19 protein-coding genes are annotated in these 23,644 nt (G+C 57.1%); 9 read left to right on the top strand and 10 right to left on the bottom strand.

The window, feature by feature from the left end; genetic code table 11:
- Positions 1–30 precede the first annotated feature (30 nt).
- The 4 genes from NI000_RS29845 to NI000_RS29830 form a co-directional block, all read right to left on the bottom strand.
- Positions 31–582 carry an FHA domain-containing protein gene (locus NI000_RS29845; protein ID WP_253415000.1) on the bottom strand — a complete coding sequence of 184 codons (552 nt, stop codon included), beginning with the start codon at positions 580–582 and terminating at the stop codon, positions 31–33.
- Between the two features lie 27 nt (positions 583–609).
- Positions 610–1,053 carry a DnaJ domain-containing protein gene (locus NI000_RS29840; RefSeq protein ID WP_253414999.1) on the bottom strand — a complete coding sequence of 148 codons (444 nt, stop codon included), beginning with the start codon at positions 1,051–1,053 and terminating at the stop codon, positions 610–612.
- A gap of 90 nt (positions 1,054–1,143) precedes the next feature.
- Complete coding sequence (locus tag NI000_RS29835) at positions 1,144–1,569, bottom strand: hypothetical protein (RefSeq protein ID WP_010497257.1); 426 nt, start codon at positions 1,567–1,569, stop codon at positions 1,144–1,146.
- A 122-nt stretch (positions 1,570–1,691) separates the two neighbouring features.
- Positions 1,692–3,863 (bottom strand): transcriptional regulator, encoded by a 2,172-nt coding sequence (locus NI000_RS29830; protein WP_253415042.1) that lies wholly within the window; start codon positions 3,861–3,863, stop codon positions 1,692–1,694.
- Between the two features lie 417 nt (positions 3,864–4,280).
- On the opposite strand from NI000_RS29830, the gene NI000_RS29825 reads away from it, so the two are divergent.
- Positions 4,281–6,302 carry a VWA domain-containing protein gene (locus NI000_RS29825; protein WP_253414998.1) on the top strand — a complete coding sequence of 674 codons (2,022 nt, stop codon included), beginning with the start codon at positions 4,281–4,283 and terminating at the stop codon, positions 6,300–6,302.
- A 427-nt stretch (positions 6,303–6,729) separates the two neighbouring features.
- On the opposite strand, the gene NI000_RS29820 is transcribed toward NI000_RS29825, so the two are convergent.
- Together NI000_RS29820 and NI000_RS29815 are read right to left on the bottom strand one after the other, a co-directional pair.
- Positions 6,730–7,671, bottom strand: a complete 942-nt coding sequence (locus NI000_RS29820) for a serine/threonine protein kinase (protein WP_253414997.1) — start codon at positions 7,669–7,671, stop codon at positions 6,730–6,732.
- A gap of 164 nt (positions 7,672–7,835) precedes the next feature.
- Entirely contained in the window at positions 7,836–9,860 is a 2,025-nt protein-coding gene (locus NI000_RS29815) for a penicillin-binding transpeptidase domain-containing protein (RefSeq protein WP_253414996.1), read from the bottom strand.
- Positions 9,861–10,044: 184 nt separating this feature from the next.
- Between NI000_RS29815 and NI000_RS29810 the strand changes: the two genes are divergently transcribed.
- Together NI000_RS29810 and pdxK are read left to right on the top strand one after the other, a co-directional pair.
- On the top strand, positions 10,045–11,184 hold the full coding sequence (locus NI000_RS29810; RefSeq protein ID WP_253414995.1) for a glycerate kinase: 1,140 nt from the start codon (positions 10,045–10,047) through the stop codon (positions 11,182–11,184).
- Positions 11,185–11,295: 111 nt separating this feature from the next.
- Positions 11,296–12,105 carry a pyridoxine/pyridoxal/pyridoxamine kinase gene (pdxK, locus tag NI000_RS29805; RefSeq protein WP_054971846.1) on the top strand — a complete coding sequence of 270 codons (810 nt, stop codon included), beginning with the start codon at positions 11,296–11,298 and terminating at the stop codon, positions 12,103–12,105.
- 87 nt (positions 12,106–12,192) lie between these two features.
- Here the strand turns inward: pdxK and NI000_RS29800 are convergent, their stop codons facing one another.
- On the bottom strand, positions 12,193–12,786 hold the full coding sequence (locus tag NI000_RS29800) for a TetR/AcrR family transcriptional regulator (protein ID WP_253414994.1): 594 nt from the start codon (positions 12,784–12,786) through the stop codon (positions 12,193–12,195).
- A 102-nt stretch (positions 12,787–12,888) separates the two neighbouring features.
- On the opposite strand from NI000_RS29800, the gene NI000_RS29795 reads away from it, so the two are divergent.
- From NI000_RS29795 to NI000_RS29780, 4 genes are all read left to right on the top strand, one after another.
- Entirely contained in the window at positions 12,889–13,422 is a 534-nt protein-coding gene (locus NI000_RS29795; protein ID WP_253414993.1) for a hypothetical protein, read from the top strand.
- 185 nt (positions 13,423–13,607) lie between these two features.
- Positions 13,608–14,372 (top strand): ANT(4')-I family aminoglycoside nucleotidyltransferase, encoded by a 765-nt coding sequence (locus NI000_RS29790; RefSeq protein WP_253414992.1) that lies wholly within the window; start codon positions 13,608–13,610, stop codon positions 14,370–14,372.
- A 204-nt stretch (positions 14,373–14,576) separates the two neighbouring features.
- A complete protein-coding gene (locus NI000_RS29785) occupies positions 14,577–15,329 on the top strand; it encodes an alpha/beta fold hydrolase (protein WP_253414991.1) in 753 nt (250 codons plus the stop codon).
- A 4-nt stretch (positions 15,330–15,333) separates the two neighbouring features.
- Positions 15,334–15,945: a TetR/AcrR family transcriptional regulator gene (locus NI000_RS29780; RefSeq protein ID WP_253414990.1), complete on the top strand. Its 612-nt coding sequence runs from the start codon at positions 15,334–15,336 to the stop codon at positions 15,943–15,945.
- Between the two features lie 49 nt (positions 15,946–15,994).
- On the opposite strand, the gene NI000_RS29775 is transcribed toward NI000_RS29780, so the two are convergent.
- Positions 15,995–16,486 (bottom strand): DUF6884 domain-containing protein, encoded by a 492-nt coding sequence (locus NI000_RS29775; RefSeq protein WP_253414989.1) that lies wholly within the window; start codon positions 16,484–16,486, stop codon positions 15,995–15,997.
- Between the two features lie 181 nt (positions 16,487–16,667).
- On the opposite strand from NI000_RS29775, the gene NI000_RS29770 reads away from it, so the two are divergent.
- On the top strand, positions 16,668–19,805 hold the full coding sequence (locus NI000_RS29770) for a GNAT family N-acetyltransferase (protein WP_253414988.1): 3,138 nt from the start codon (positions 16,668–16,670) through the stop codon (positions 19,803–19,805).
- 6 nt (positions 19,806–19,811) lie between these two features.
- The gene (locus NI000_RS29765; RefSeq protein ID WP_253414987.1) at positions 19,812–20,669 is read left to right on the top strand and encodes an amidohydrolase family protein; all 858 of its coding nucleotides are present in this window, start codon (positions 19,812–19,814) and stop codon (positions 20,667–20,669) included.
- Positions 20,670–20,835: 166 nt separating this feature from the next.
- On the opposite strand, the gene NI000_RS29760 is transcribed toward NI000_RS29765, so the two are convergent.
- On the bottom strand, positions 20,836–22,062 hold the full coding sequence (locus NI000_RS29760; RefSeq protein WP_253414986.1) for an RtcB family protein: 1,227 nt from the start codon (positions 22,060–22,062) through the stop codon (positions 20,836–20,838).
- Positions 22,044–23,642 carry a limonene hydroxylase gene (locus NI000_RS29755; protein ID WP_253414985.1) on the bottom strand — a complete coding sequence of 533 codons (1,599 nt, stop codon included), beginning with the start codon at positions 23,640–23,642 and terminating at the stop codon, positions 22,044–22,046. Before NI000_RS29755 ends, NI000_RS29760 begins: the two co-directional genes overlap by 19 nt.
- Positions 23,643–23,644 lie beyond the last annotated feature (2 nt).

Below are 23,644 nucleotides of genomic sequence, written 5' to 3'. Positions count from 1 at the left end.
CTTCTTCTCAAAGCTCAAAGCCGATATGCCTTACTTGACCAACAGCCTCGTATTGGCAATGTAAATCGTATCGCCCGAATGCACTTGCTCGGGCTCGTCACCGTTCAGCAGCCGCTTGCCGCTTTCGCCGCGTTTCTTGATGCCGACGCCGTTGCTGGAGTCGAGGTCTTCGATATACCAGTTGCCGGAAGCGTAATTCAGCACCGCATGCTGCTTGCTGACCAGGGCGGCATACTCGGTGCCCGACAAATCGATCTGCACCTCGAGATCGGAAGAGCTTTTCCCGATCAGGAGCGACGTTTCCCCGTGAATGTACCATTCCTTGATTCGTTCGCCGTCATCGCTGAGCAGCGCCAGCTTCGTAATCGCCGCTTCCTTCTTGGCTTCGGGCGCCGACGCAGCCGCCCGCCCGTACTTTCGCCAAGCCATCCCCGTCAAGCCGATGATGAAAAAGACGGCGACGAACAGCATCAGGGCGACGTTGGTGTTCCATATATACGTATAAACCAGGGTAAAAGCCACGACCAACGCGATCAGCACGTTGACTACGGTTACCCATACGGATTTTTTTTCGCTCAACATTGGTTCCCCCGTTGGAACAGGATGTGCTTATTTTTTTCGAATGCCAAAATATTTCTCGAACATGGCCGTCGTATCGACCGGATTTTTCGTCTCGCTCTTGTTCTTGATCCCGGCTTCCCCGCCTTTGGGATGATAGCCGAAAAAACGCTCGAATTGCTTTTCCATATCTTTCAGATCAAACTGGGGCTGGCCGCTCTCGGCGCGCCGCTCCTTCGTCTTGGTGCCGGCGCCGGATGACGAACCGGCTTTTCCTTCCTTCTTGCGGTCCAGACGTTCGTCGTAGGCTTGCCTCGCCGACGCGTCGGACAAAGTCTGATACGCTTCGGTCACTTGCTTGAATTTAAGCTCCGCCTGCTTGCTCCCGCCGTTGGCGTCGGGATGATGAAGCTTAGCGAGCCGCTTATAGGCTTTCTTGATTTCTTCGGGGGAGGCGCTGCGTTCGACCTCCAGAATCTCGTAGTAATTGTTCATCGGATTCCATCCTTACCGCCGGAAATGGAGAAAGTTAAGGGGCGGAACGGCCCCTTAACTCCTGTTGCTTGCAATAACCGGTCAAGCCGATTAGTTCGCGTATCCGCCTTCGATTGTAGCGAATTCCGTTTTGTCTTTCTTTTGCTTGATGAAGAGCGTGAACGTGCCTACGCCTTCCGTGTCGCCGAAGCGCTCTTGGTAATCCACGACGAACGCGTTCGGGAAGTAGATTTTGCGCACCACTTGGCTGGCAGCGATCACTTCCAGCGTTACTTTACGGTAGCAGTCGGATTTCTCAGCCGGTACGAGCGACCACAAAGCAAGCTTCATCGTGTCGTCGGCGCTGTCGCCGTCCGTTGCGGTGATGATTTTGCCGGAGATTTTCAGGAACGCGCCTACGTCGGTCGATCTCGCGTTGGAGTCGTTCGGCGTATCCGTGTCGTAAATCACCGATTGAATGTTGTCCATGCCCAATTCGATTGTTTCTGCGCCTTCTACTTTCAGTCTGAAGCCCATAGATAAATCCTCCCTTAAGGTAAGTATGGTCCCCGACAGCGTATGGCGCTGACGGGATTTATGTTGAAAGGGGAGCTTGCGAAAGCTCTCCTTTAACAACCGCATAAGTTTGTTCAGCATCGTTACGCTTTAACCGGGGTGGTCCCTTTCGTGATCATCACCTCAAGGTTCTTCACGTTGCCGTTGAACACCAGGTCGATATGGCACATGTTGCTCTTATCGTCGATAATGTAGCTCATGTCGTCCCCGTCCTGGATGATCGAGTTGACGTACCCCCGCGTGCCGAGCCATTTGCTCTTTTGGCTGCTCGGATTGTTGCTGAAAAATTTAACGATGTTGTCGTGTTTGAAATCGCCGGTTTGGAAGCGCAGGATGCGCTCGATGTACGTGCTGACCAGCGTTTTGTAGATCGAATCGAAGCCGTCGTCGGTCGACGCAAGGCTCCGCGCCTTGTAGACGGTAATGCGCTTGATGTCTTTGCCCTGCAGCTGCGCGTTCTCGGAAGAGAACACGAAGCCGAAGTTTTTCCGGTTGATCGAATCTTTGATGTTGTTCGTGAAGCCGGAAATTTCCTTGGCCATCGTCGTGACGGCACGCAGGCCGTTCTCCCCGGCCTCGATATCGAAGCGCACGCCTGGGAACTCCCGGCTTACCGTCTTGAACGATTCGCGCAAATATTCCGGGCACTGGTATGCCGCTACGATCCCCGCCGCCACATAAGCTGCGCCGACGTAGACGCCTTCGATCCAGAGCTTCAGAATGTCTTCTTTCTCCTGCGACAGCTTAACGCCGCCGTCTTCGGTTTGCAGCATTTTGCTGTCGATGACGACACCGGACTTGTCCTTCGGAATAATCGTGAAGTTCGGAACCGACGGCACCGCGAATTCGCTGAATTCTTTGCGGACCAGCAGGCCGCATTTATCGATATACTTGTCGATGCCGGCGGTAGCCATGCTGTTGAACGTCGTTTCTTCGCCGGTCTCGAAGCTGAAGAACACCTGCACTTTGAAGTCTTTGATCACCTGCAGCAGCATCGTGAGCGATTCCATCGTGTTGCCGTCCTGCTTGGTCACCTTTTCGTTACCTCTGAACCGCTCCCGGCTCACCTTCGAAGCGCCGGAAGAATCGAGCTGCACCGAAGGAACGATGCCGAACCAGATCGTGTCGGTGAAATCGTTCTTCGAGTTGACCGTGTTCAGGTACGTTTCCAGCCTCGGAATGTTGCTGCTTTTCACGATCATGTCCAGCTTGGTGTTCGTGATCAGCATCGAAGGCTGCATCCCTTTGTTTTTGGTGGAGTATTGGTCGAAGAACATTTTGATGCCCAACAATTTTTCCACCAAAGGCTTGACGGTCTTCACGAACTCGTCCTTGGCGTTCTTGTAGAACTCCAGATACGTGTTGTAGTTCTGCACTTCCTTCTCGGTATCGATCTCGCTTTGTACCGCAGGCAGCGGGCAGAACGTCCGCACGACCAGATCTTTGACGTAGGCGGAAGGTGTATCCGACACGGACTCGTAATCGTCCTCGAATACGTTGATCAGGCCGTTCGTGCTGCTGTCGTCCGCGATCATGAGCTGCATCGTGTCCGACTTCGGCGATTCGATAATTTTCAGCTCGCCGGAATCACCGATCATCAGCATCCCGATCTGGATCGCTTCGGATTCGTTCTCTTCCTGCGCCCCTCCAAGAAGGAGGCGGGTCTTGATGTCTTCGATCGCCAGCGGAAGCATGGCCATGACGTTGTTATAGTTTTTGCTGGCGTCCTCGAACATGATGTTCAGCTTGTCCCCGAGGTCCAGCTTTTTCGGATCGCCGTCGTCCAGCTTGTCATATTGCCCGTACAAATAATGGATTTCCTTGCGTACTTGGCGGATGTCGTCCATTACTTTTTTCGGGGAGATCATGTCGAGCAGGTTCTCGAACTTGAAGTCCACGTTCGGGATGCCTTGGCTGCGCTTCGTGTCGATCAGCGTGAACAGCATTTTCAGAAAATCGTTGCTTTGGTCGATCTTGATCTCCGAAATGCTGTCCTCGGCAATCCCTTCCGGCTTCTTGAGGGTATACATAACCTTCTGGTTGGCCGCATTGAAAAACGAGTACACGGTCGGCGAAAACTTGTCCAAAAACTCGTCGAAGCTGCGAACGAGCAGATGCTGGTTAATCTCCTTGATCTTGTCATCGCTCAAGCTGTCGATGCCTCTGACGTCCCCGACGATCGTGACGAGATCGAGCTTTTCCGGGTTGATCTCTTCGAAGAGCATGGTGCGGTTCGTTTGATTGATGATGTCCATTGAGCTGTCGGCTATAAAAACTTGCCGGAACCGGCGCATGATTCTTATAGCCTACTCCTTTCCGAGCATTTTTGGATGAAGGCCGAAAACACAGGTCTAATCATAGAGTCTGATGTTTTATTTTGTCAACTATGGATATTTATAGTTATTTTATCCTAGGCAATCAAGTACTATTTTCCCATTTTTGAGCAAACACATTTATTTTTTGGCCCTTCTGTTATATGCTGAATTAACCATATAAATCCATCCTTTTATTCCCTTTTTCATCATCTCCCCTTCAAAAATGTGTCGAACTTAACAAAACTGTATTTTTTTACTATTTCCCGCTGTACTAATTTTTCGGTAAAGTCATGCCGATTGTTAATAGCAGTTTTGGTGTACTTTCACACATTTTACAAATGAAGGGTGAGTTTTTTGATGGTTGGGGAAATGCATACAAGAAGGCGCGTCCCGGTCGGGCTGCGAATTTTGGCGATCGCTGTCGCACTGGCGCTGCTGTTCGTTCCTCTCGGATCGGCGTTTGCCGAAGGCGATACGAATTCGGGGTTCGACGCGGTGTTCGTGATGGACGTCAGTTATTCGATGAACGCCACGGACCGGGACCGGATCGCTGCGGAAGTCATCAAAATGTTTATGGACATGAGCGAGGCGGCCCGCACCCAAGTCGGATTTGTCGCCTACAACCATAAAATCGTCGAAGCGCAGCAGCTCGCCCCGCTAACCCAGGAGGAGCAGAAAAATTTGCTCAAAAAGAAAATCGCGGAGCTGCGTTTTTCCGGCTATACGGATCTCGGCCTCGGGCTGAGCAAAGGGTCGGAGCTTGTCGGGAGCGGCAAAGGCGGCGGACGCCCGTTTATGATTCTGCTGTCGGATGGCGGCACGGACTTTGGACCTATTTTTACGGGAAGATCGGTCGAGGATTCGAACAAAGATGTGGAGCGTGTAATCGCGGAAGCGCAGGGGAAAGGCTACCCGATCTACACCGTCGGGCTTAATCATGACGGCTCGGTCAACGCGTCGCAGCTCGAAGCGATTGCCGCCAAGACGGGAGGCACGTCGTTCATTACGGAAAGCGCGGGCGATCTGCCGGAAATCTTCAACAACATTTTCGCCAAGCAAATCCGCTCCGTGCTCGTCCCCGTCGCGGCTGTCACAGCCACCGGGGAGCTGCAGGAAGTGACGGTCAACATTCCGAACGGCAGCATGAACGAAGCCAATATCGTGCTGCTGTCGGAGCATCCGATCACCGAAACGCATCTGTATTACAATTCGAAAAACATCCGGTTCGTGAAATCGGACAAATATTCGCTGCTCAAAATTCCCCAGCCGCAAAAAGGCGCCTTTCTGCTGAAATTCAAAGCAAGGCCCGGGGATTTCGTGAAAATCAGCTTGCTCGGCAACTACGGCCTCAAGGCGGGGATGGAGCTTGCCCAGCCGGTTAAGGGCGTGCCGTCGAACGTCTCCGCCTTCCTGCTGCACCAAGCGGACGGAGCCAAGCTGGCCGACGCCGACGTGTACCAATCGATGAAGGCTGAGCTGATCGTGAAAGATTTGCAGACGAATAAAGAAGAACGGACGCCGATGAAGCTGAACGGAAACGGCTTCGAAACGCAGACGGTCTTCCCTCACTCCGGCAAGTATCAAGCCCGCGTATTTATGAGCAGCTCGGATTTTTACCGGGAAACGGCGGTCAGTGAGCTGGATATCGCGAACACGGCGCCCGAAGCGATCGGCAGCGGGGCCATCGAGCTGACGAAGGAAGACGGAGATGCCAAAATAGATCTTAAGAACTGTTTTCGCGACGTGAATCAGGACAAGCTGAGCTATACGATCGCCTCCAACAGCAACGCCAAGCTGGCCGACTTCGCGGTGGACGGCGATACGCTGACCGTCTCTTCTATGCATGCCGGCAAAGCGGTTCTGACGATGACGGTAACGGACGACGAAGGAGCTTCCGTCACTTCGGACCTGGTCATCAACGTGTACTCCGTTGTGCAGCGTTATTTGATCATCGCGGGCATCGTGCTTGCCGTACTGCTGGCCGCTTGGGCCGTCTATTGGCTGCTTCGTCCGAAGCCGCGCTTTGCCGGAAGGCTGGAAGGATACTTCCTCAATACGGCGAGCGGCAGCGACATTCCGGTCAAGTACTGGCCTCTCGCTTCGTTCGAGAAGCGGCAGATCAGCCTGCGCGAGCTGTTCGCGAGCCTTGACGTCAACGAGCCGCTGCCGGAGGCGCAACACATCATCATCGAAGCCGGGAAGAACGGCACGATCCTGCTCCGGCACAACACGCGCTGCACGATTGAAAAAGGCAGAACGCCGATCCCCCGCAACAAAAAGGAATCGATCAGCTACAACGAGAAAATTTACATCACGTTCGAGGACCGGCTGACAGAAATTGAGCTGCGGTATAAAGAAGTAAAACCCAACGCCCTGTAACGGGGGTTGGGTTTTTGCCGTTGAATCGCGGGGGAGGCCCGGAGATTCAGGGAAAAGCCGGGGATTCGGCGAGAACGCGCCGGGCCGCTTTTCTCTCTTTGGGGCCCCTCGACATTCGGACGGAATCCACCGCTATTTCCCAGTATCAATCAACCTGAACTGCCGCTATGTCCGGTAACGAATTGAGCGCCGTTTCGGCAGCTTTCGAAGCCACAGTTACACGATTGCGCGGCTTACACGCCTTAGAGGAACCACGATGCGCTATCCGAAATCCTTGCGCTTTCCCCCGGAACATAGCGGAACTCGGGACACCCTAACCGTGTCGAAAAATATTCCGCCGTGCCTGCGAAGCATCGATAAAGCACCACAGTTCCTCTAAGCGGAGGCACAGCGGGCAAATGACCTGAATAGAGCCCCCACAGTTCCTCTATTTTTCGTTTACGGCCGAAGGCGGCTCCAAGCCCTTCCGCCGCATCCCGGCTTTCAGGCGCATATATTCCAGCCGCAAAGCGGCCTTAAGCAGCTTCAGCGACGGGCATCTTCTGCGCGGCTGAACGGCAAGCCCCCACCGGATCATACCCGACAGCAGCAGACCGATCTCCGGGTTCGCGGTTCTCGCACTTTCCATGCGGTCTTCGATCAGCCGCTCGGAAACGTTCGCCGGCACGCGCCCGGTGAAGCTGTAATATAAAATCGCGGCGGCGCTGTATAAATCGGCCTTTTTCCCTTGCCTGGCCTTCTCCGAATACAGCTCCAGCGGGGAGAATCCCGCCGTTGTAAAGATAGGACGGACGTCCGGCTCGGCGAGTGATACGGCCGAACCGAAATCCAGCAGCACCGGCCAGCCTTCTTCCGAAATCATCATATTCCCCGGCTTCAAATCCCGGTGAATGAGGCCCTGCCGGTGCACGAAGTCCACCGTATCCAGAAACGGCAGCAGCACGTTCCGAATCAAATGCGCCGCCGCAGGCTTCTCCTCCCGGATCAAATCCACGAGCGGCTTGCCCGGGCAATAACGGGTTACCAAATAGCTCGTCCCGTTTTCTTCGAAATGGTCGATATATTCGACGATATGCCTATGCCGGAGCCGGCTTAGAATCGAAGCTTCCCTCCGGAAGGCATCGTTCAGCTCTTCAAACTTCCGGCGGCTCGAAGGACGGCGGCATAAGACCGTCTTCCCGTCCATATCTCTTAAAGCCAGGCTTCCGGGATAAAATTCCTTGATCGCAAGCCTTTCTTCTCCCTCAGCCGGGCTTCCGATGTAAACGATGGACAGCTCGCTCGAGGCCAGCCGTTCTTCAATTCGGTAGGCGCCGCCTTTTAGCTGCGTATGCCGCCCAAGGCACACATCCTCAAGGTCTCGGGTCATCCAAAATTGCTCCTTCGTTTCGAACATTCGCCTTGATTCGATTGAGGCGCGGGCCCGCAAGCCCCTTTCCCATCTTATCACAACTATCGAAATTGGGAACCATTGGATTTTCCTCGTGTATGATCGAACGGATGCGGGGTTTCACAGGCAGCAGCACTGGCTGCTTACTTCGCGAAGCCTTGGAACAAGACCTTGATTTTCTCGGCAAGGTGACGACTGCCGCCCCTCGCCTCCACCTTCTCCACCATCAAAGCGACGAGCAGCTTCGGCTTGTCGGTATCGTAAGCGACGAACCAGCCGTTCTCCTGCCCGGACTCCCCCTTCTTTTGCTTCAGCTCGGCCGTACCGGTCTTGCCCGCCAGCGTCAGCCCGTCGATTCTTGCTGCGCGGCCGGTGCCTGCGGGATTCTGGATGACCTCCTTCATCTGCTCCGTCAGCATGCGGCTCACCTCGGGGCGGATCAATCCGCTTTTCCACACTTCGCCGGTCGTCCGACCGTCGTATTCAAGCACCGGCTTGATCATATTGCCGCCGTTCATGAAGACCGTATACGCATCCGCCACATGCAGCGGCGACATGACGACCTCCCCTTGCCCGTAGCCGGAGTCCGCCAGCAGAATTTCCTTCTTGATGCCTTTGTTCGACAGCGATGAGACATCGACCGCCAGCGGCAGCGGCAGCTTCTCGCCGAATCCGAACTTGCCGGCGGCCTTCTCGAAGCGCTCCGCTCCCAAACCTAGCGCCACCTGAGCAAAATAGATGTTGTCCGAATACATCAGCGCCTTCGTCAAATTCACCGCGCTCGCCGCCTCGGACACCCTCGTAACGTAGTAGTTCCCCCACGACGAATCCTTTTTCCACTGTTTCCCCGTAATGGTCTTCTCTTCCTTCGGGTCGAGCGCCCCCTGCTCCAAAGCGATAGCCGCCGTGATCGGCTTGAACGCCGACCCGGGCGCATAAGCGCTGGCGTATCGGTTGAACAGCGGCTTGTCCAGGTTCTCCGTCCACTGCTTCCACTGCTCGGCCGAAATGCCCGAGATCCAGAGGTTCGGATCGTAAGACGGGGTACTGACCAACGCAAGCAGTTCGCCGGTCAGCGGCTGCATCGCCACCCCCGCTCCCGCATCGTTCTCCAGCTCCCGGTACATCGCCCGCTGCATGCCGCCATCGATCGTCAGCTTCACGTCTTCGCCATCCACCGCATCGCGCTTCACGAGCGTCGCTTTGTCCCGGCCCTCCGCATCCGTAATGTAAATGCGCTGGCCGTCCCGGCCGCGCAGCCGGTCCTCCAGCGTCAACTCCAGCCCGGTTTTGCCGATCCAGTCGTCCGGCCGGTAGCCTTTATCCTTGCGCTTCTCCAGCTCCTTCTCGTTCAGCCTGCCGATGTAGCCCGTCAAATGAGCCGCCGCCGCGCCGAGCGGGTACGAACGTACCCTCTTCGTCCGGTAAGCCGTCCCTTGAACCGTAAGCATCTCGTTCTCCCGCGGATCGCCTTTGGGGATTAGCGCGATCGGGACAAAAAGCTCCGGCTTTACCCACGAAGCGCCGAGCTTGGCACGGATATCCTCCGGCTTCAAGTTCAGCAGTGCCGCCAGCTTGCTCACGGACTCGTCGGATGGCTCGGCCATTTTTTCAGGTACGAGTCCGACCTCCCATTGATCTTCGTTGATGGCCAGTCCATGGCCTTGGCGGTCGAGTATTTCTCCCCGCTTCGCCGGGAGCGTCTGCACACGAATCTTGTCCGTGTCCTTTAGCTGCGGAAACAGAAACGCCGAAGACCAGTCCACTCCCCAGGCGCGCTCTTCCTTGCGGAGCGTCGCCGTCTGGTTGAACTCGATCGGTCCGGCCGACGTCTTCATTTCCACATGCAGCTTATACCGAATTTGATCCGTCTTCGCTTTCGGGTCTTTCTCCGTCGGCTCCGCCGTGATATGCAGTTCCGTTAATCCGATTCCTTCATAAATGTTTTGATGCCGGCTGACGAATGCCTCTTGCGTGACGGATTCTTTAACATGGCTCGTCAAACTGGGATACATGACTGCGTAATCTTTCTTTTGCCAGGCGGCGACGAATGTGTCCATCACCTCTTCCGGCGGCTTCATCTCCGGCTTGCAGGCCGCGAGCGTCAGCAGCAGCGCGACAAACAGGACGCCCCATCCGACGCCCCTCGCAACTGTTCGATAGGTCAATCTCAGCACTTCCTCTCTCTATCCACTCATTACCATTGTATCTAAGCGCCGACAGAAGGAGAACGGATGGCTTCCTGATATTTCCCTTACGAAACGCTGACCGGGACCGGCCGGAAATGTTGGATACGTCTTTTGGCGCGGTGGTATAATCGTCTTATTCCATGGATTCGTGGGGGAATGGTACATGAAAATCGTGATTGCGCCGGATTCGTTCAAAGGCTCGCTGTCCGCTCTGCAGCTGTGTAGTGCCATAAGCTCCGGCATTCGGAGCGTCGTCCCGGATGCCGACATCGTCGAGCTTCCGGTCGCAGACGGCGGGGAAGGCACGGTGGACAGCCTTGTGCATGCCTGCGGCGGTACCCGGGTGGAAGTGCAGGTTCGCGGCCCGCTCGGAGAGCCGGTCACGGCCGTCTACGGCATCCTGAAGGACGGCACCGCCGTCGTCGAAATGGCGCAGGCGTCCGGGCTGCCGCTCGTTCCCGAAGCGCGGCGCAACCCTCTTGCCGCCTCCTCCTACGGAACGGGCGAGTTGATTCGGGCCGCATTGGACCACGGATGCCGGCAGTTCCTCATCGGCCTCGGCGGCAGCGCGACGAACGACGGCGGGGCAGGCATGCTGGAGGCGCTCGGCGTCCGATGGTACGGAGCGGACGGCGTCCCGCTGCCCTCCGGGGGCGGAGCGCTCGCCGGGCTCGCCGGCTTCGACGCCTCCGGCATGGACCCGCGTCTCGCGGAGTGCCGCTTCGTCGCGGCGACGGACGTCCGCAACCCGCTCTGCGGGCCGGAGGGCGCTTCCGCCGTCTTCGGCCCGCAGAAGGGCGCGACGCCGGACATGACGCAGGCGCTGGATCGGGCGCTGCGGCAGTGGGCCGACGTCATTCGCCGGCAAACCGGCATCGATGTGCTCACGCTGCCCGGCGGAGGTGCGGCCGGCGGCATGGGAGCCGGGCTGCATGCGTTCCTCGGCGCGCAGCTTCGCTCCGGCATCGACATCGTGCTGGAGAAGGCGAAGTTCGAAGCGCAGCTTCGGCACGCCGACTGGGTAATCACCGGCGAAGGCCGGCTGGATAGGCAGACGCTGTCCGGCAAAGCGATTGCGGGCATCTGCCGCAAGGCCCGAGAGGCGGGAGTGCCGGTAGTCGCCTTGTGCGGCAGCCTGGAGCTGCCTGCGGAGCAGTTGGACGAGCTCGGACTGACGGCGGCTTTGCCCATCGTGCGCAAGCCTTGCGACTTGCAGGAAGCGGTCGGGCGCGCCGCGGAGTGGGCGAGCGAAGCGGCGGCCCAAATGATGCGCCTGTTACAGGGCGCCAAACAGCGGCGGTAGTCATTTTTTGGCATTTTTTGGGGGAATCCGCGAATTTTCGATTGAAATTTTGCGCCAACGTGATAGGATAGGTCATAAATGCAACTTCATTCATCCGGGGAGAGAAGTACAATGAGCATACCAAAAGCATTAACCATTGCCGGCTCCGATACAAGCGGCGGCGCTGGAATTCAAGCCGATTTGAAAACGTTCCAAGAACGCGACGTCTACGGAATGACGGTTCTCACGACAGTCGTTACGATGGACCCGAACAACCAATGGCACCACGGCGTTCATCCGGTCGCTTTGCCTACCGTTGAAGCCCAACTGCAAACCGTGCTTGACGGCATCGGCGTCGATGCGCTCAAGACGGGCATGCTCGGCTCCGTCGAGCTGATTGAGCTCGTCACGCGTACGCTCAAAGGCAAAGGGCTGCAGCGCATCGTTGTAGACCCTGTAATGGTCTGCAAAGGCAACGACGAGGCGCTCCATCCCGAATCCACCGTAGCATTGCGGGAGCTGCTCGTCCCGATCGCGGACGTCGTTACTCCGAATTTGTTCGAAGCGGCGCAGCTTGCGAACCGTCCGCCGATTCAAACGCTTGAGGACATGAAAGAGGCGGCGCAGATCATCCATGCCACAGGCGTCAAGTACGTCCTGATCAAAGGCGGCGCGAAGCTGAATCATCCGCAGGCGGTCGACTTGCTTTATGACGGAAAGGCATTCGAGCTGTACGAATCGGACAAAATTTCCACCACCTATACGCATGGTGCCGGATGCACGTACTCCGCGGCCATTACGGCCGAGCTTGCCAAAGGCGCCGACGTCAAAGAAGCGGTCGGTACCGCCAAACGGTTCATCAGCGCGGCCATCCGGCACGGCTTTCCGCTGAACGGCTTTGTCGGCCCGACCCGCCATTCGGCGCTGCGCCAGTTCGGGTAAGCCTTGAATTAACTTAACGTTTCTCCATATCAAAGAGCCTATCTCAGTCGAGACAGGCTCTTTTTATTCTTTCTGCCAACAACAGCGTTACGGCACAAGTAAGCTGTCCAGATGCCGTGCAATGATCCCCGCAATTTCTTCCGCACACATGACCTCTGGCGCGATGACGCCGTGTACGAGCAAACCGTCCACCAACGCGTGGAATCGCTTCGCTTCCAGCTCCGTATCAAGGCCCGGCTTCAGCAGCTGCGACTGGACGAGGATTTCGAAGATTTTACGGAACATGTCCCGCAGCGAATCGTGGATTTCCCGGCTCAGCGGCCTCAAGCCCGGCTCGGTCAAAGCAAAAGTCGAAAAGGCCATCCAGATTTGACTTTCCGCCAAGCGGTCTTCGTCCAGCGGCACGATTTGACCGACAAGCGCTTCGATATTTTCCCGGAGATTGCCGTCCTGCGGAAGCGACTGTATACGTTTTTTTATCCGTTCGGCGACGAGCCGCATGGAGAAAGCCAATAAAGCCGACTGCGAATCGAAGTAATGACGCAGCGAGCCAAGAGACATGCCGGCTTCCTCCGCAACACTGCGCACACTGACCCCTTCCAGCCCTTCCCGGCGAATAATCCGCCACACCGCTTCCGCCAACTGCTCCCGTCGCTCTTCATGGTTTACGATTTTAGGCATGTCCCGATTATAGCACGGTTGTTTTTTTAATACAATAGTGCTAAAATAAACCCTGCTTAGTAGCACAAGTGTATCAAAAAAAAGAAAAAAAGGACTGATTGTATGACGATAGCCGCATTTATTATCGGTTGTGAAATTGGCTTCTGGGTGTTTGTCGCCGCCGGACTTGTCTTCCGCTATATTTTGGACATGAAACGAATCGGAGCTCTTTTGCTGGTCGCCACGCCGGTGGTCGATCTGGTCCTGATTATCGCGACCGTCATTGATTTGCGCAACGGGGCGACCGCCAGCTTCATACACGGCCTCGCCGCCGTCTATATCGGCGTATCCGTCGCCTTCGGCCACCGGATGATCCGGTGGGCCGACAAACGGTTCGCACACAGGTTCGCAGGGGCTCCGGCGCCCGAACCGAAGCCCAAGCACGGCGCAGCCCACGCCCGCCGCGAGCGTCAGACGTGGTTTCTTCACCTGTTGGCTTGGACCGTCGGCTGCCTGATTCTGCTCGGCATGATCTGGTTCGTCGACGACGACAGCCGGACGGCCGACTTGTGGAGCATGATCTGGCGCTGGGCGATCGTACTGGGGATCGATTTTGTATGGAGCTTCAGCTATACCTTCTGGCCCAAAAAAGCATAGCCGAATTTGGCTGAAACCTTATCCCCTCTCGCGCGTAAGAGTAAGACAATCGTACATTTTTTGCCAAAAGGAGATCGATGCTCATGCCTCGCCTAAAAATCCCCCGTTAACCCCGGGGACCGCCGCCTCCGTTCGAAGCAGTGCGCGAAATCAACCTCAACTTTTATCAAGGAGCGTGCAAACGAATGAACGGACCACAGGCGGTAACCAAAGAAGAAAGACGGGCCATTGCCCGTGAAATTGCCGACCGGCTTAAGCAGGTTTACGGCGACAACATTAAAGCGATCGGCCTCTACGGCTCCATGGCGCGCGGTACGGACGGACCGTTCTCGGACACCGAGATGCTTTGCGTTCTCCGCTCGGGAGACGAACCGGTCGACTTCAGCCACGAATGGGCGGCCGGGACCTGGAAAGCGGAGGTGAACGTGTACAGCGAGGAGGAACTGCTGCAGTACGCGCGGACCGTCGAGGATACATGGCCTCTGTCCCACGGCGCCTTCCTTACGGCTCTTCCGCTGTACGACCCGGACGGCTTTTTCGATGAGCTGAAAGCAGCGGTCCAGTCACCGGACGAAGCCGATTTCCGGGAAAACATCCGCGGCATTCTGGTCGGCGAAATGTTCGAATTCGCCGGCAAATGGCGCAATGCCAACGCCCAAGGCCCGCGGACGTATCTGCCTTATCTGGCCATGGAGACCGCGCATTACGGCGCGATGCTCATCGGGCTGCACCATCGGACGACTTACTCTACGGGAGCCAAGGTCATTCCCGAAGCCATGACCCTGCCCGACCGGCCTGACGGCTTTGACGCGCTGGCACAGCTCGTGCTGTCCGGCGAGCTGTCGGACCCGGACCGCGTCTTCCTGGCGTGCGAGGCTTTCTGGAGCGGCCTGCAAGCGTGGGCGGAAGAGCATGACTATGCGTTTATCACGGAACAAATTCCATTTTAAAAAGCAATCCGGCACAAAGGCCCGCACCTGCTGCGGGTCTTTCTCTATGTATGCAACCATTTTTATATTGACTGTATGTTCAGTCATAAATTATACTAAAGCTGCAAGGACCATGGCACTTTTTCCCATCGCTTCGGTTACGCGTCACGGTCCGGTCATCACTCTATCCGCTGTTGCGGAACATATGTCGGAGGAGGAATCACGATGGATCTTCACTACGAAATTCATGGGGCGGGCGACGAGACGATCGTCCTGCTTCACGGGGGCGGGGCAGATATGCGCACCTGGCAGTTCGTCATTCCGAGGCTTGCGGCAAACTATCGGGTTATTGTATTCGACGGCCGGGGAGCCGGACAATCGCCGGCGCCTGTCGAGCCAGCCAATTACGTCGAAGATGTAAAAATGGTTCTTGACCACTTCGGCCTGGAAAAGGCCATACTAGTCGGCCACTCCATAGGCGGCCAGATTGCCGTCGACTTCGACCTGACGTACCCCGAGCGGGTGTCCAAGCTCGTGCTCATCGCTTGCTCCGTCACGGGCTTCCAGAGTGCCCCCGATATCGAGGAGCGGTTCCAGCGCGTTCTCGCCGCGGCGCCGGATGCGGAGAAAATGACCGAGTTTTCGCTCGATTTTCCGTCCTATGACGTCGTCAAAGCAAGTCCGCACCAAGCATTTATGCACGAAATGATTAGACACAATATCAAGCGATGGTTCGATTGGAAAAGCGGCGAATCGGTATGGCCCCAGCCTCCCGCCGTCGAAAGGCTGGACCAGCTTGCGGCACCGACATTGTTCATGATCGGCACACTAGACCGCCCAGACCTGTTCCCGCTCGCCGAGCAATTCGGGCAGCTTCCGAATGCCCGCCTCGTGTGGATCGACGGCACGGATCATATGCCTATGCTAACCCATCCCGACGAGGTCTCCCATACGATTTTGCAGTTTCTGGAGGAGTAACGACATGCCCCGAACGCCGGAGGAAAACGAGCGGATTCGCCGCGCCGCCCGAGATAAAATTTTGCAAGCGGCCACGGAGCTTTTCATCGAGAAAGGGTTCCATTCCGCCTCCATCGACGATGTAGCCAAGCGAGCGGACATTTCAAAGGGCCTTCTCTACAATTATTTCAAAGGCAAGGAGGAGCTCTTGGCCGCCATGGTCGATCTTCGTATCGAAGAGGTGCTCGAAGTGATGCAAGCCGCAGCCGCCAAAGAAACCCCTGCCGAGCAGTTGCGCCACATCGTCGAAGGGGCGCTGGACAACGTCCGCGAGCAGCCGGAAGTATTCCGCTTCTACCTGAACTTGTTCACGTGTCCGAGACAAGATGAAGTTGTGGCCAGGCACGGAAACCGGCTGCTCGGCGCCTACGCGGAGCAGTTCGAGGCCCAATGCGAAATATTTGAGAAGCTGGGGGCCCCCGATCCCCGAAAACGGTCCCTTCACTTCTCCTCAACACTTCAAGGAATTATGCTGATGTATACTAACTATCCTTCGGGATTCCCGCTGGACGACATGAAGGCGCAAACGATCGAGGAGTTTTGCGGCAATCGGAATTTGCAGCCGGACGGCTCCTGACTCTCCCGCAGCTTCCGCTCCGTCGATATGACGGCGGCGGGAGTTCCTCCTATTCCAAGCCCGCTTGCCTTGTTCCGACAACGCCATCGAACGGTTCGTTGCGCTCCAGAGCGCGGTTCAGCTTTTGCAGCATATCCCCGATCCCTCGGCTCTCGACCAGCGGAAAATAAATCCGCGTCTCCCCGGAAAACACTTCGGGAACGATCCCGGTAAATTTTTTGCCGCCGAGCACGACGACTTCCTCAAATCGGTCCAACCGTTTTTCGCTTACTTGACGTTTCAACTCGTGCAATGAAATGATTTCCGGGTGCCCGCTGCCAAAGGCGACATTGTAATTTTCGTAGAGCCTATCGTCCGGAAGCAAAAAACCGTGCTTGGCCGACAATATCGCCCAATGATCAAAAAAGCGGTCCGCATACGCCTGACATTTTCGGTGAAGGGGCGAAATGTACGCCCGGTTGGCCGGGCAAGGACCCGACGGTGCGGCGGCGGTATCCCATATTTTTTTGGCTCCGCAAGGGATGATGCACAGTCTGTTCATGTTCGTCCCGCTCCTTCCGTCGTTGTGCGCGAACAGCTGCGCTTCCTTAGCTGTCGGCCGTTTACTGCTTCGCCGCGGGAGCGGTCTTCCCCTTCTTTTTTCCCGGACCTGCAACCTTCCTCCCTTCTCGCACGTATATCCATTATCTTCTATATTTTACTAGAGCCGAGGTGGAAACGAAATGACAACGCATGTGAACATCGTACATTACCACCCTGATTATGCGGAGAGCGTAGCCGAGATGTGGAACCGGAGCCAAGACGAATGGGGCGGCGGACCGGCCGTCCGGACAGCCGAGCAGATTCGCCAGGACGAGGAAAACTCGGATGCTTTGGCCGTCTTCCTAGCCATCTGCGACGGTCAAGTCGTCGGATACTGCAGCCTGGGCGAATACCGCGAGGATACCGGCGCGCTGTATATCCAGCTGTTGAACGTACGCCCGGACTACCATGGCCGAAAAATCGGCAAAATACTCGTACTGCGGGCGGTGGAGGAAACAATCCGCCTGGGCTGGCCTCGTGTCGATTTGTACACTTGGGAAGCCAACATGAAGGCGGTACCGCTGTACAAGAAATGCGGCTTTTTCTGGGAAGACCGCGAGGACGCGACGCACTTTATGAACTTCATCCCTCAGGTGGCGGCTTGCGAAGCGCTTGCCCCTTATCTTCAAGATATCGATTGGTACGCCGATTTGAAGCGGACGCTCGAAGTGAAACCGGACGGCGATAAAGTGAACGGCTTCGATACCTACACTTACGCGTGGGACAAGAACGGACAATCGCTTCGCGTCGATATCGAGCGCAGAGGCCGCGGCATCTGCCTCATCGAAACGGAGGACTACTTGCTGTCCGCAACCGCGGAGCAGGCCGAGCCGGTATTCGGAAGCGAGTACAATATAGAATACCGCATCGTGAACAAATCGGGCGCCCCGCTTAAGCTTGAGCTTCAGGGCGAATCGGACCGCAATGTCGAATTCGATTGGAAAAGCGAGCTGCAGGTGGAAGGCGAAGAACGGATCGCCGCGCGTTTCTTCGTCGGAGCCATCGAGGAAGAGCAAAGCGAATGGCGCACCTGCCCTGCCGTGCAAACGCGGGTGCGAATCAACGGTCTGGAAGCACTGCTCAAGGTCGGCATCGTCCCGAAATTTCCGGCCGGCCTGACAATGCGGGTACCGGATGCAAGGCATGCGCTTGGCGGGGATTACGTCCTGTACCTCGATATGGAAAACCATTTCCCGGAGACGGCCTCGTTCTCCTTCGAGCTGCCGGAACAAGCTTGGCTTGCGCTCGGACAACGGGCTTTCGAAACGCGCTTGGAAGCGAAGGAGCGGATCTCGCTGGCGGTTCCGTACCGCCTGCTCGACTACGGCTTCTACCAAGCCCCGCTTCAAATCCGGGCCGTTCCGGACAACGGGCCGGAGGTGCCGTTCACCCGTTTCGTTGGCGGAGCCTTCGCCGGGCCCGGGGCGATGTTTACCGGGGAGACGGAAGACAACCGGGTTGCCGTGAACGGCGGCTATGGGATCGAATACGATAAGGATCATAATGAAGCGTTCCTTCGGGCCTGGAACCGGAAGGACGAACAAATCATGATCTACCCGCCATCGATAGGGAAGCCGTATTCCGCCGAATTTACCCGGAAGAAGCCGGTACGTGTCGAGCTTAAAGAAGAACGGGGAGCGGTCGGCTTCTGCCATACATACCGCTCGGATGCGTTCCCGCAGTTGCTGCTGCATCTCCACACGCTGCTGTACGCCGACGGAACGGCGAAGCTGTGGCAGGAGCTGGAAAACGACTCGGATGCCCCCGTCGTCAGCGAAATGTGGATCTCCCAGCGCATTCGTCACGACTTGTACGGAATCGTTCTGCCTTATGACGGTCAAATCGTCGAAACGACCGACTCGCACGGCATCGATTTCGAGTATTGGGACGGCTCCAAGGTTAGCGAGCCTTGGCTCTTCGCCTGCGGCGCCAGAAGCGCATACGGAATTTGCTGGTCCGATAGCCACCGGATGAATATGGGCGATTGGTACATGGAGCTGGAAACCCGCTTCGGACGGCTGGAAGCCGGAGAAACGAAAACCTCGGATACGATCTTCTTGTCTCTAGGCGGGTTCGACGATTGGGCCTCGTTCCGGGAATTTGCCCTGAAGCGCATCGGACAGGAAACGACGGCGCCGCCGCTCCGCCATGTGGAGCTGACGGCCAATGAAGGAAATCCGTTCGTGCCGCCGGATGCGGAAGAAGTGCCGGTCACGCTTCGGGATGCGAAGCAGACCGTATGGGAAGGAGAGCTCTCCGCCCGCTATATGGATGCGGCCGAAACGCTGGAGCAGGTGCATTTGTCGACCGACGACGAGGCGACGGAAGCCCGCTTCATGCTGCCTGCGCCGGCATCCAGTTGCTGCGTCGTCCGGGTGGAAGCGCAGCTCGGTGCGCATGAAGAAGCGTATCATACCGCGTTGTTCCCGGTTTCGGCCGGTGAAGTCAGCAGCAAGGCATCGACCGAAGCCGGTTATTCGGTGCTTGAGGCTGACAATGGAATCATTCGCATCTCGGCTTCGGCCGACTATTACCCCGGGCTGCGCTCGCTTGCGGTCGGGGGTCAGGAATGGCTTGCTTCCGGATTTCCCGAATATGGCGCGAAGTCGTGGTGGAATCCTTGGACCGGCGGCTTGTCGGGCCAATTCGACGAGATAGGTCCGTTATCCGTGCGCAAAGAAGAGCATTCCGCCGCTTTTGTCCACCTCTCCGATGAGAAAGGCAACATCTGGGCAGGCATCCGGGTCCGCCAATCCATTCGGAAACACGATACGTTCAAAGGGACAACCATGGACAGCTACTATTTGATGCTCCCCGGAGTACCGGTGCTCGCTTACATGACGGACATCCGTCAGAACACCGGGACGTATCTGGACAAATCGATGCTCAGCGAGCTGTTCCTTCGTCCCGACGAGACGGACGGCTATGGGTGGCTGCAAACCTGCGCTCCGAACGGCAAAACGCTGCGTTACCCTCTCGGAAACGGGGAGCTCGGCGTGCGCGAGACAAAGGATTACGTGTTCGGCCTAGATAGCCGGACCGGGGTCATGCACATCGTGACGGACGAAGACGCCAACCGCCCTTCGGTCTACACGAACAAGGAGATCTGCTGCCTATCGTTCACGCGGAGGGTTCGTCTGCCTCACGGAAGCGTAAGCCGCTCGGCTCCGGTATTCCTCGTCTTCCCGGACGCCCCGCTGCCGACGGACAGCTTGGATACTTTACGCAGACTCGCCTTCCCTCTTATACTTGAAACCAGTGACACGGAAGGAGAGTAATATGGAATGAAAATCATTGATGCGCACATGCACTTGTCTCATATTGCTTCGTTCAAGGAAACGGCCGAAAATCGCTCGTTCGTCGATTACTCCGTTGACGGGCTGCTGCGCGAATACGCCGAGAACGGCGTTGTGCTGGGGATCGGCATGGGAGTGACGGAGACCGCCGCCGGAGGCTTCCCTGATCGGGAAGCCCCGACGCCGATGGGACTTGATATGGTGGAGTCGTATCCGGGGCAGATCGTGTACTGCCCCGGCGTTAATCCGTTCAAGCTGGGCAACGCCGGACTGGATGCGCTGGAACAAGCGCTGCAGCGGCCGGAGGCAGTCGGAATCAAAATTTACCTCGGCTACTATCCGTACTATGCCTACGATGACGTCTACCAGCCGGTTTACGAGCTGGCGAAGCAGTATAAGGTCCCGGTCGTCTACCATACGGGGGATACGTACTCGGAGCGCGGTCTGCTGAAATATTCCCACCCGCTGACGGTGGACGAGGTTGCCGTCGCCCACCGCGACGTCAACTTCATGATCGCCCACTTCGGCGACCCATGGGTGCTGGACGGAGCCGAGATCGTCTACAAGAACCGCAACGTATTCGCCGATTTGTCCGGCCTGATGGTTGGCGATGCCGCGGAATGCGCGCGGCTCAAGGATTCTCCGCTCTTTTTCGCCCATCTGCGCCACGCCGTGACATATTGCGACCATTACGAGAAGATGCTGTTCGGCACGGACTGGCCGCTCGCCCCCGTGCAGCCTTATCTGCAATTCGTACAGGAGCTAATTCCGGAGGCGTATCATGAGCACGTCTTTTACAAAACCGCCCTGCGCGTGTTTCCGAAAATCGCTCCGCTCGTGGAGTAGCCGCATTTCCGACGCATAAACGCTCAAAAAAAATCCCCGCCTCGTCGATGGCAGCGACGGCGGGGATCAAAGATATATGTTAAGTAACGGGATCTTCTTTAGTATGCGGCTCGAAGCTTAAGCACACCTTAAAAGAAGTTCAAAATTGGATTAAAAATTAGAGCGGCTAGTCCTTATACGGATCGAATTCGTCCGCACCGGCCATGCATACGCCGATTGGCTTCAGCACATGCATCACCTCGATCGTCTCTGCGTGGGCGTCCAGCACCTCCCGAAGCTTCCGGTACACGAACGGGCTTTCGTCCGTCCCGGCTCCACGAAGCTCGACGCCGAAGCTCCTCACAGCCTCGTGCATCTGCGTCTCCGAGATGAGGCCGCCCGAGCGGGTGCGCGTCTTCCAGTTCATTTTGCCGGCCGCTTGCGTGCGGCTCATAATTCTTCCCGCGCCATGCACCGTGCTGTAGAAGGCCGCCCGGTTTTCCTCCGTATCCTTGCCTCGGACAATGACCGAGATGTCGCCCATGCTGCCGCCGATAAAACCAAGCTGGCCGGGAGCGGACGGCGTCGCTCCTTTGCGCACGACCACCGTTTCGCGTCCGCCGTGGTTTTCTTTCCAGGCGTAATTGTGGTGATTATGCACCTCGAATTTCGCGTCCGCTCCCAGAATCGCCAGCACCTGACGGATGACGGCATCTCTTCCGGCATACGCGTACCGCCCGGCCAGCTTCATGGCGCGGTAATACATATCGCCAAGCTCGCTGTCCAGATCGAGCAGCACCGGCGGCTGGTCCATCTTCTCCCCCGGAGCGTTGGTCAAAAACTCCCTGCCCGCCGCAAGGTTAATAAAGCCGCTGGCCGTCTTATGGCCGAACCCGCGGCTGCCGAAGTGATTGCCGATCCACAGCCGTCCCGTCCCCGCTTCCTCGAACAAATCGACGAAATGATTCCCGCTGCCTACGGTCCCCAATTGATCGCGGGCAAGCGCCTTCAGCTTACGGTGCTCACGACGCCCGACCGACGAATACACCGACCAATCCGGATCGTCGAACAGCTCGTGATCCACCTTCTTGTTGCTTACACGCCCGATGCCGAACGAAACGTTCCGTGCGATCTCATCCATGATGTGCCCTAGCCGTGGCCGGATATCTGCAGCCAGCATGTTCGTTCGCACCGCTTTGTTCCCGCACCCGATGTCGTACCCAACGCCGGACGGCGAGATTTGTCCCTCGTAGACGATCACCCCGCCGATCGGCTGGCTGTAGCCCTTGTGATGGTCCGCCATCAGCAGCGCCTGCACGACATTTCCATGCTCGGCGCACGTTTTCGCTTGCGCCAAAGCGCCTGCCTCCGGGTTCCCCCAGACGCGGACGCCGTCTATGATTTGATAAGCCATGCCGTCAGCTCCTTTTCCTGCAAAAGCTTCGCAATTCGTTCCTTTACTTGTTCATTCGGCTCGCAGGCGATCAGTTCCTGCAAAGCCGCCGCCACTTCCTCTCCCCAGTCCGGAAGAAGCCATGCCTCCAAACATTTCAACGCCATATTTCGGTTCATGGTTGCCGGGCTCAGCAAACCGGCGACAACCAGCTTCGTCCCGTGGCCCTCAAAGACGTCCAGCGCCTGCAGTAGGCTTTGCAAGCATTGATGCGGCCCGTACTGCTCGCCGTAGCCGATTTCATCCTGCGGACCGCTGGCGATTTCCTCCAGCGGAAGATGCGCTTCCGCATAACGGACCAAGCGGTCCATCCGCTCCGGTTCATCTGTTCGCGCAAGCTCATAATACATGCCGCTCTCCAGCGGATGCTCCGGAAGCTGCCCGAACAGCTCCTCCCAGATGTCCATACGGAGCCGTTTGGCTGCATATATCGCATGCTGCCGTACCGCGCTGTCCTTCGAACGGATAGCTTCCCATATTTTGGCCGGCCATTCTTCGTTGTGGATGACGTTTTCGCACAGCCGCTTGCAGGCTTCGCGCAGATCGCCTGACCAGCCCCTCTCATACCGCTGCTCCCAACGCTGACTGTCTTCGTTTAGAAAATCATAAACATCCGTCACAACCGACAGCTGCGCTGTGGTCACGCACATCGTCTGCGAATGCCTTAGAAAATCACCTACCGCTGACACTGCATCCTCGTAGTCGTCGATATTTTCGGCCGGCCCACCGGACAGCAGCGCGGAGAGGATGACCCCTGCCCCGTCATACAGCTCGAGATCCACGGAGGCTTGCGACAGCGCTTCGGCCAGCCCGCCGTTACGGGCGCAGTAACAGGCCAAATATTCGTTCATGACGCTGTTGCTGCATCCATGGCGAAGCAGCCAGTCCCGGATTTCCTGCGTCTGCGGCTCCAGACGCTCGACCAATTGGATTTTTCCCCAGCCGTCTACAGCCTTAGCCAATTCGAACAGCGTCTCGTTGGCGTTGTCCAGACTGCCCCGAATCGCAACCGCCGAATAGAGCGTAAATTCGTCATGCTTGCCCAGCGTAACGACCAGCTCCCGGTGCCTCTCGGTTTCGAACTGGCCCAGCAGCGCAATTCCCAGCTTGACGACATTGCGATGCGCCCCGGATCTCGCGAACCACTCCGCTTCCTGGTACAGATTCGGAATCACGACTCCGGTGTGCTCCCGCAGCGACTCCAGCAGCGGGTCAATGACGCTCAGCATATCCTCCTGCATCAGCTTGAGGTACGTGGCGCGTCTTGTTTTGCTGCCCGGACTCCGGCTTTGCTTGACCAGAAGCTGCACCAGCGCCTGCACTTTCGCTGTCTCCGCCTGCCCTCCGGCGTGGTGGCTGAACGTCCCGTCCATGCCCCCCGCGACCCAGCGCACGGAATGCCCGGCCCAATACTCGTCGTCATCCGGCAGCCTGGCGTCATTGAGCCGGCCTTGGTCACCCAGTGCGGACACGATGTACTCATAGATGGAAGGCTTGCCGGCCCATGGATAAAGCGTATTTTGATTAAACCAGTTTATCATCG

Source organism: Paenibacillus tyrphae (genome assembly GCF_024158745.1).
Classification (GTDB): Bacteria; Bacillota; Bacilli; order Paenibacillales; family NBRC-103111; genus Paenibacillus_G; species Paenibacillus_G tyrfis_A.
This window is presented reverse-complemented; position numbering and strand designations above follow the sequence as displayed.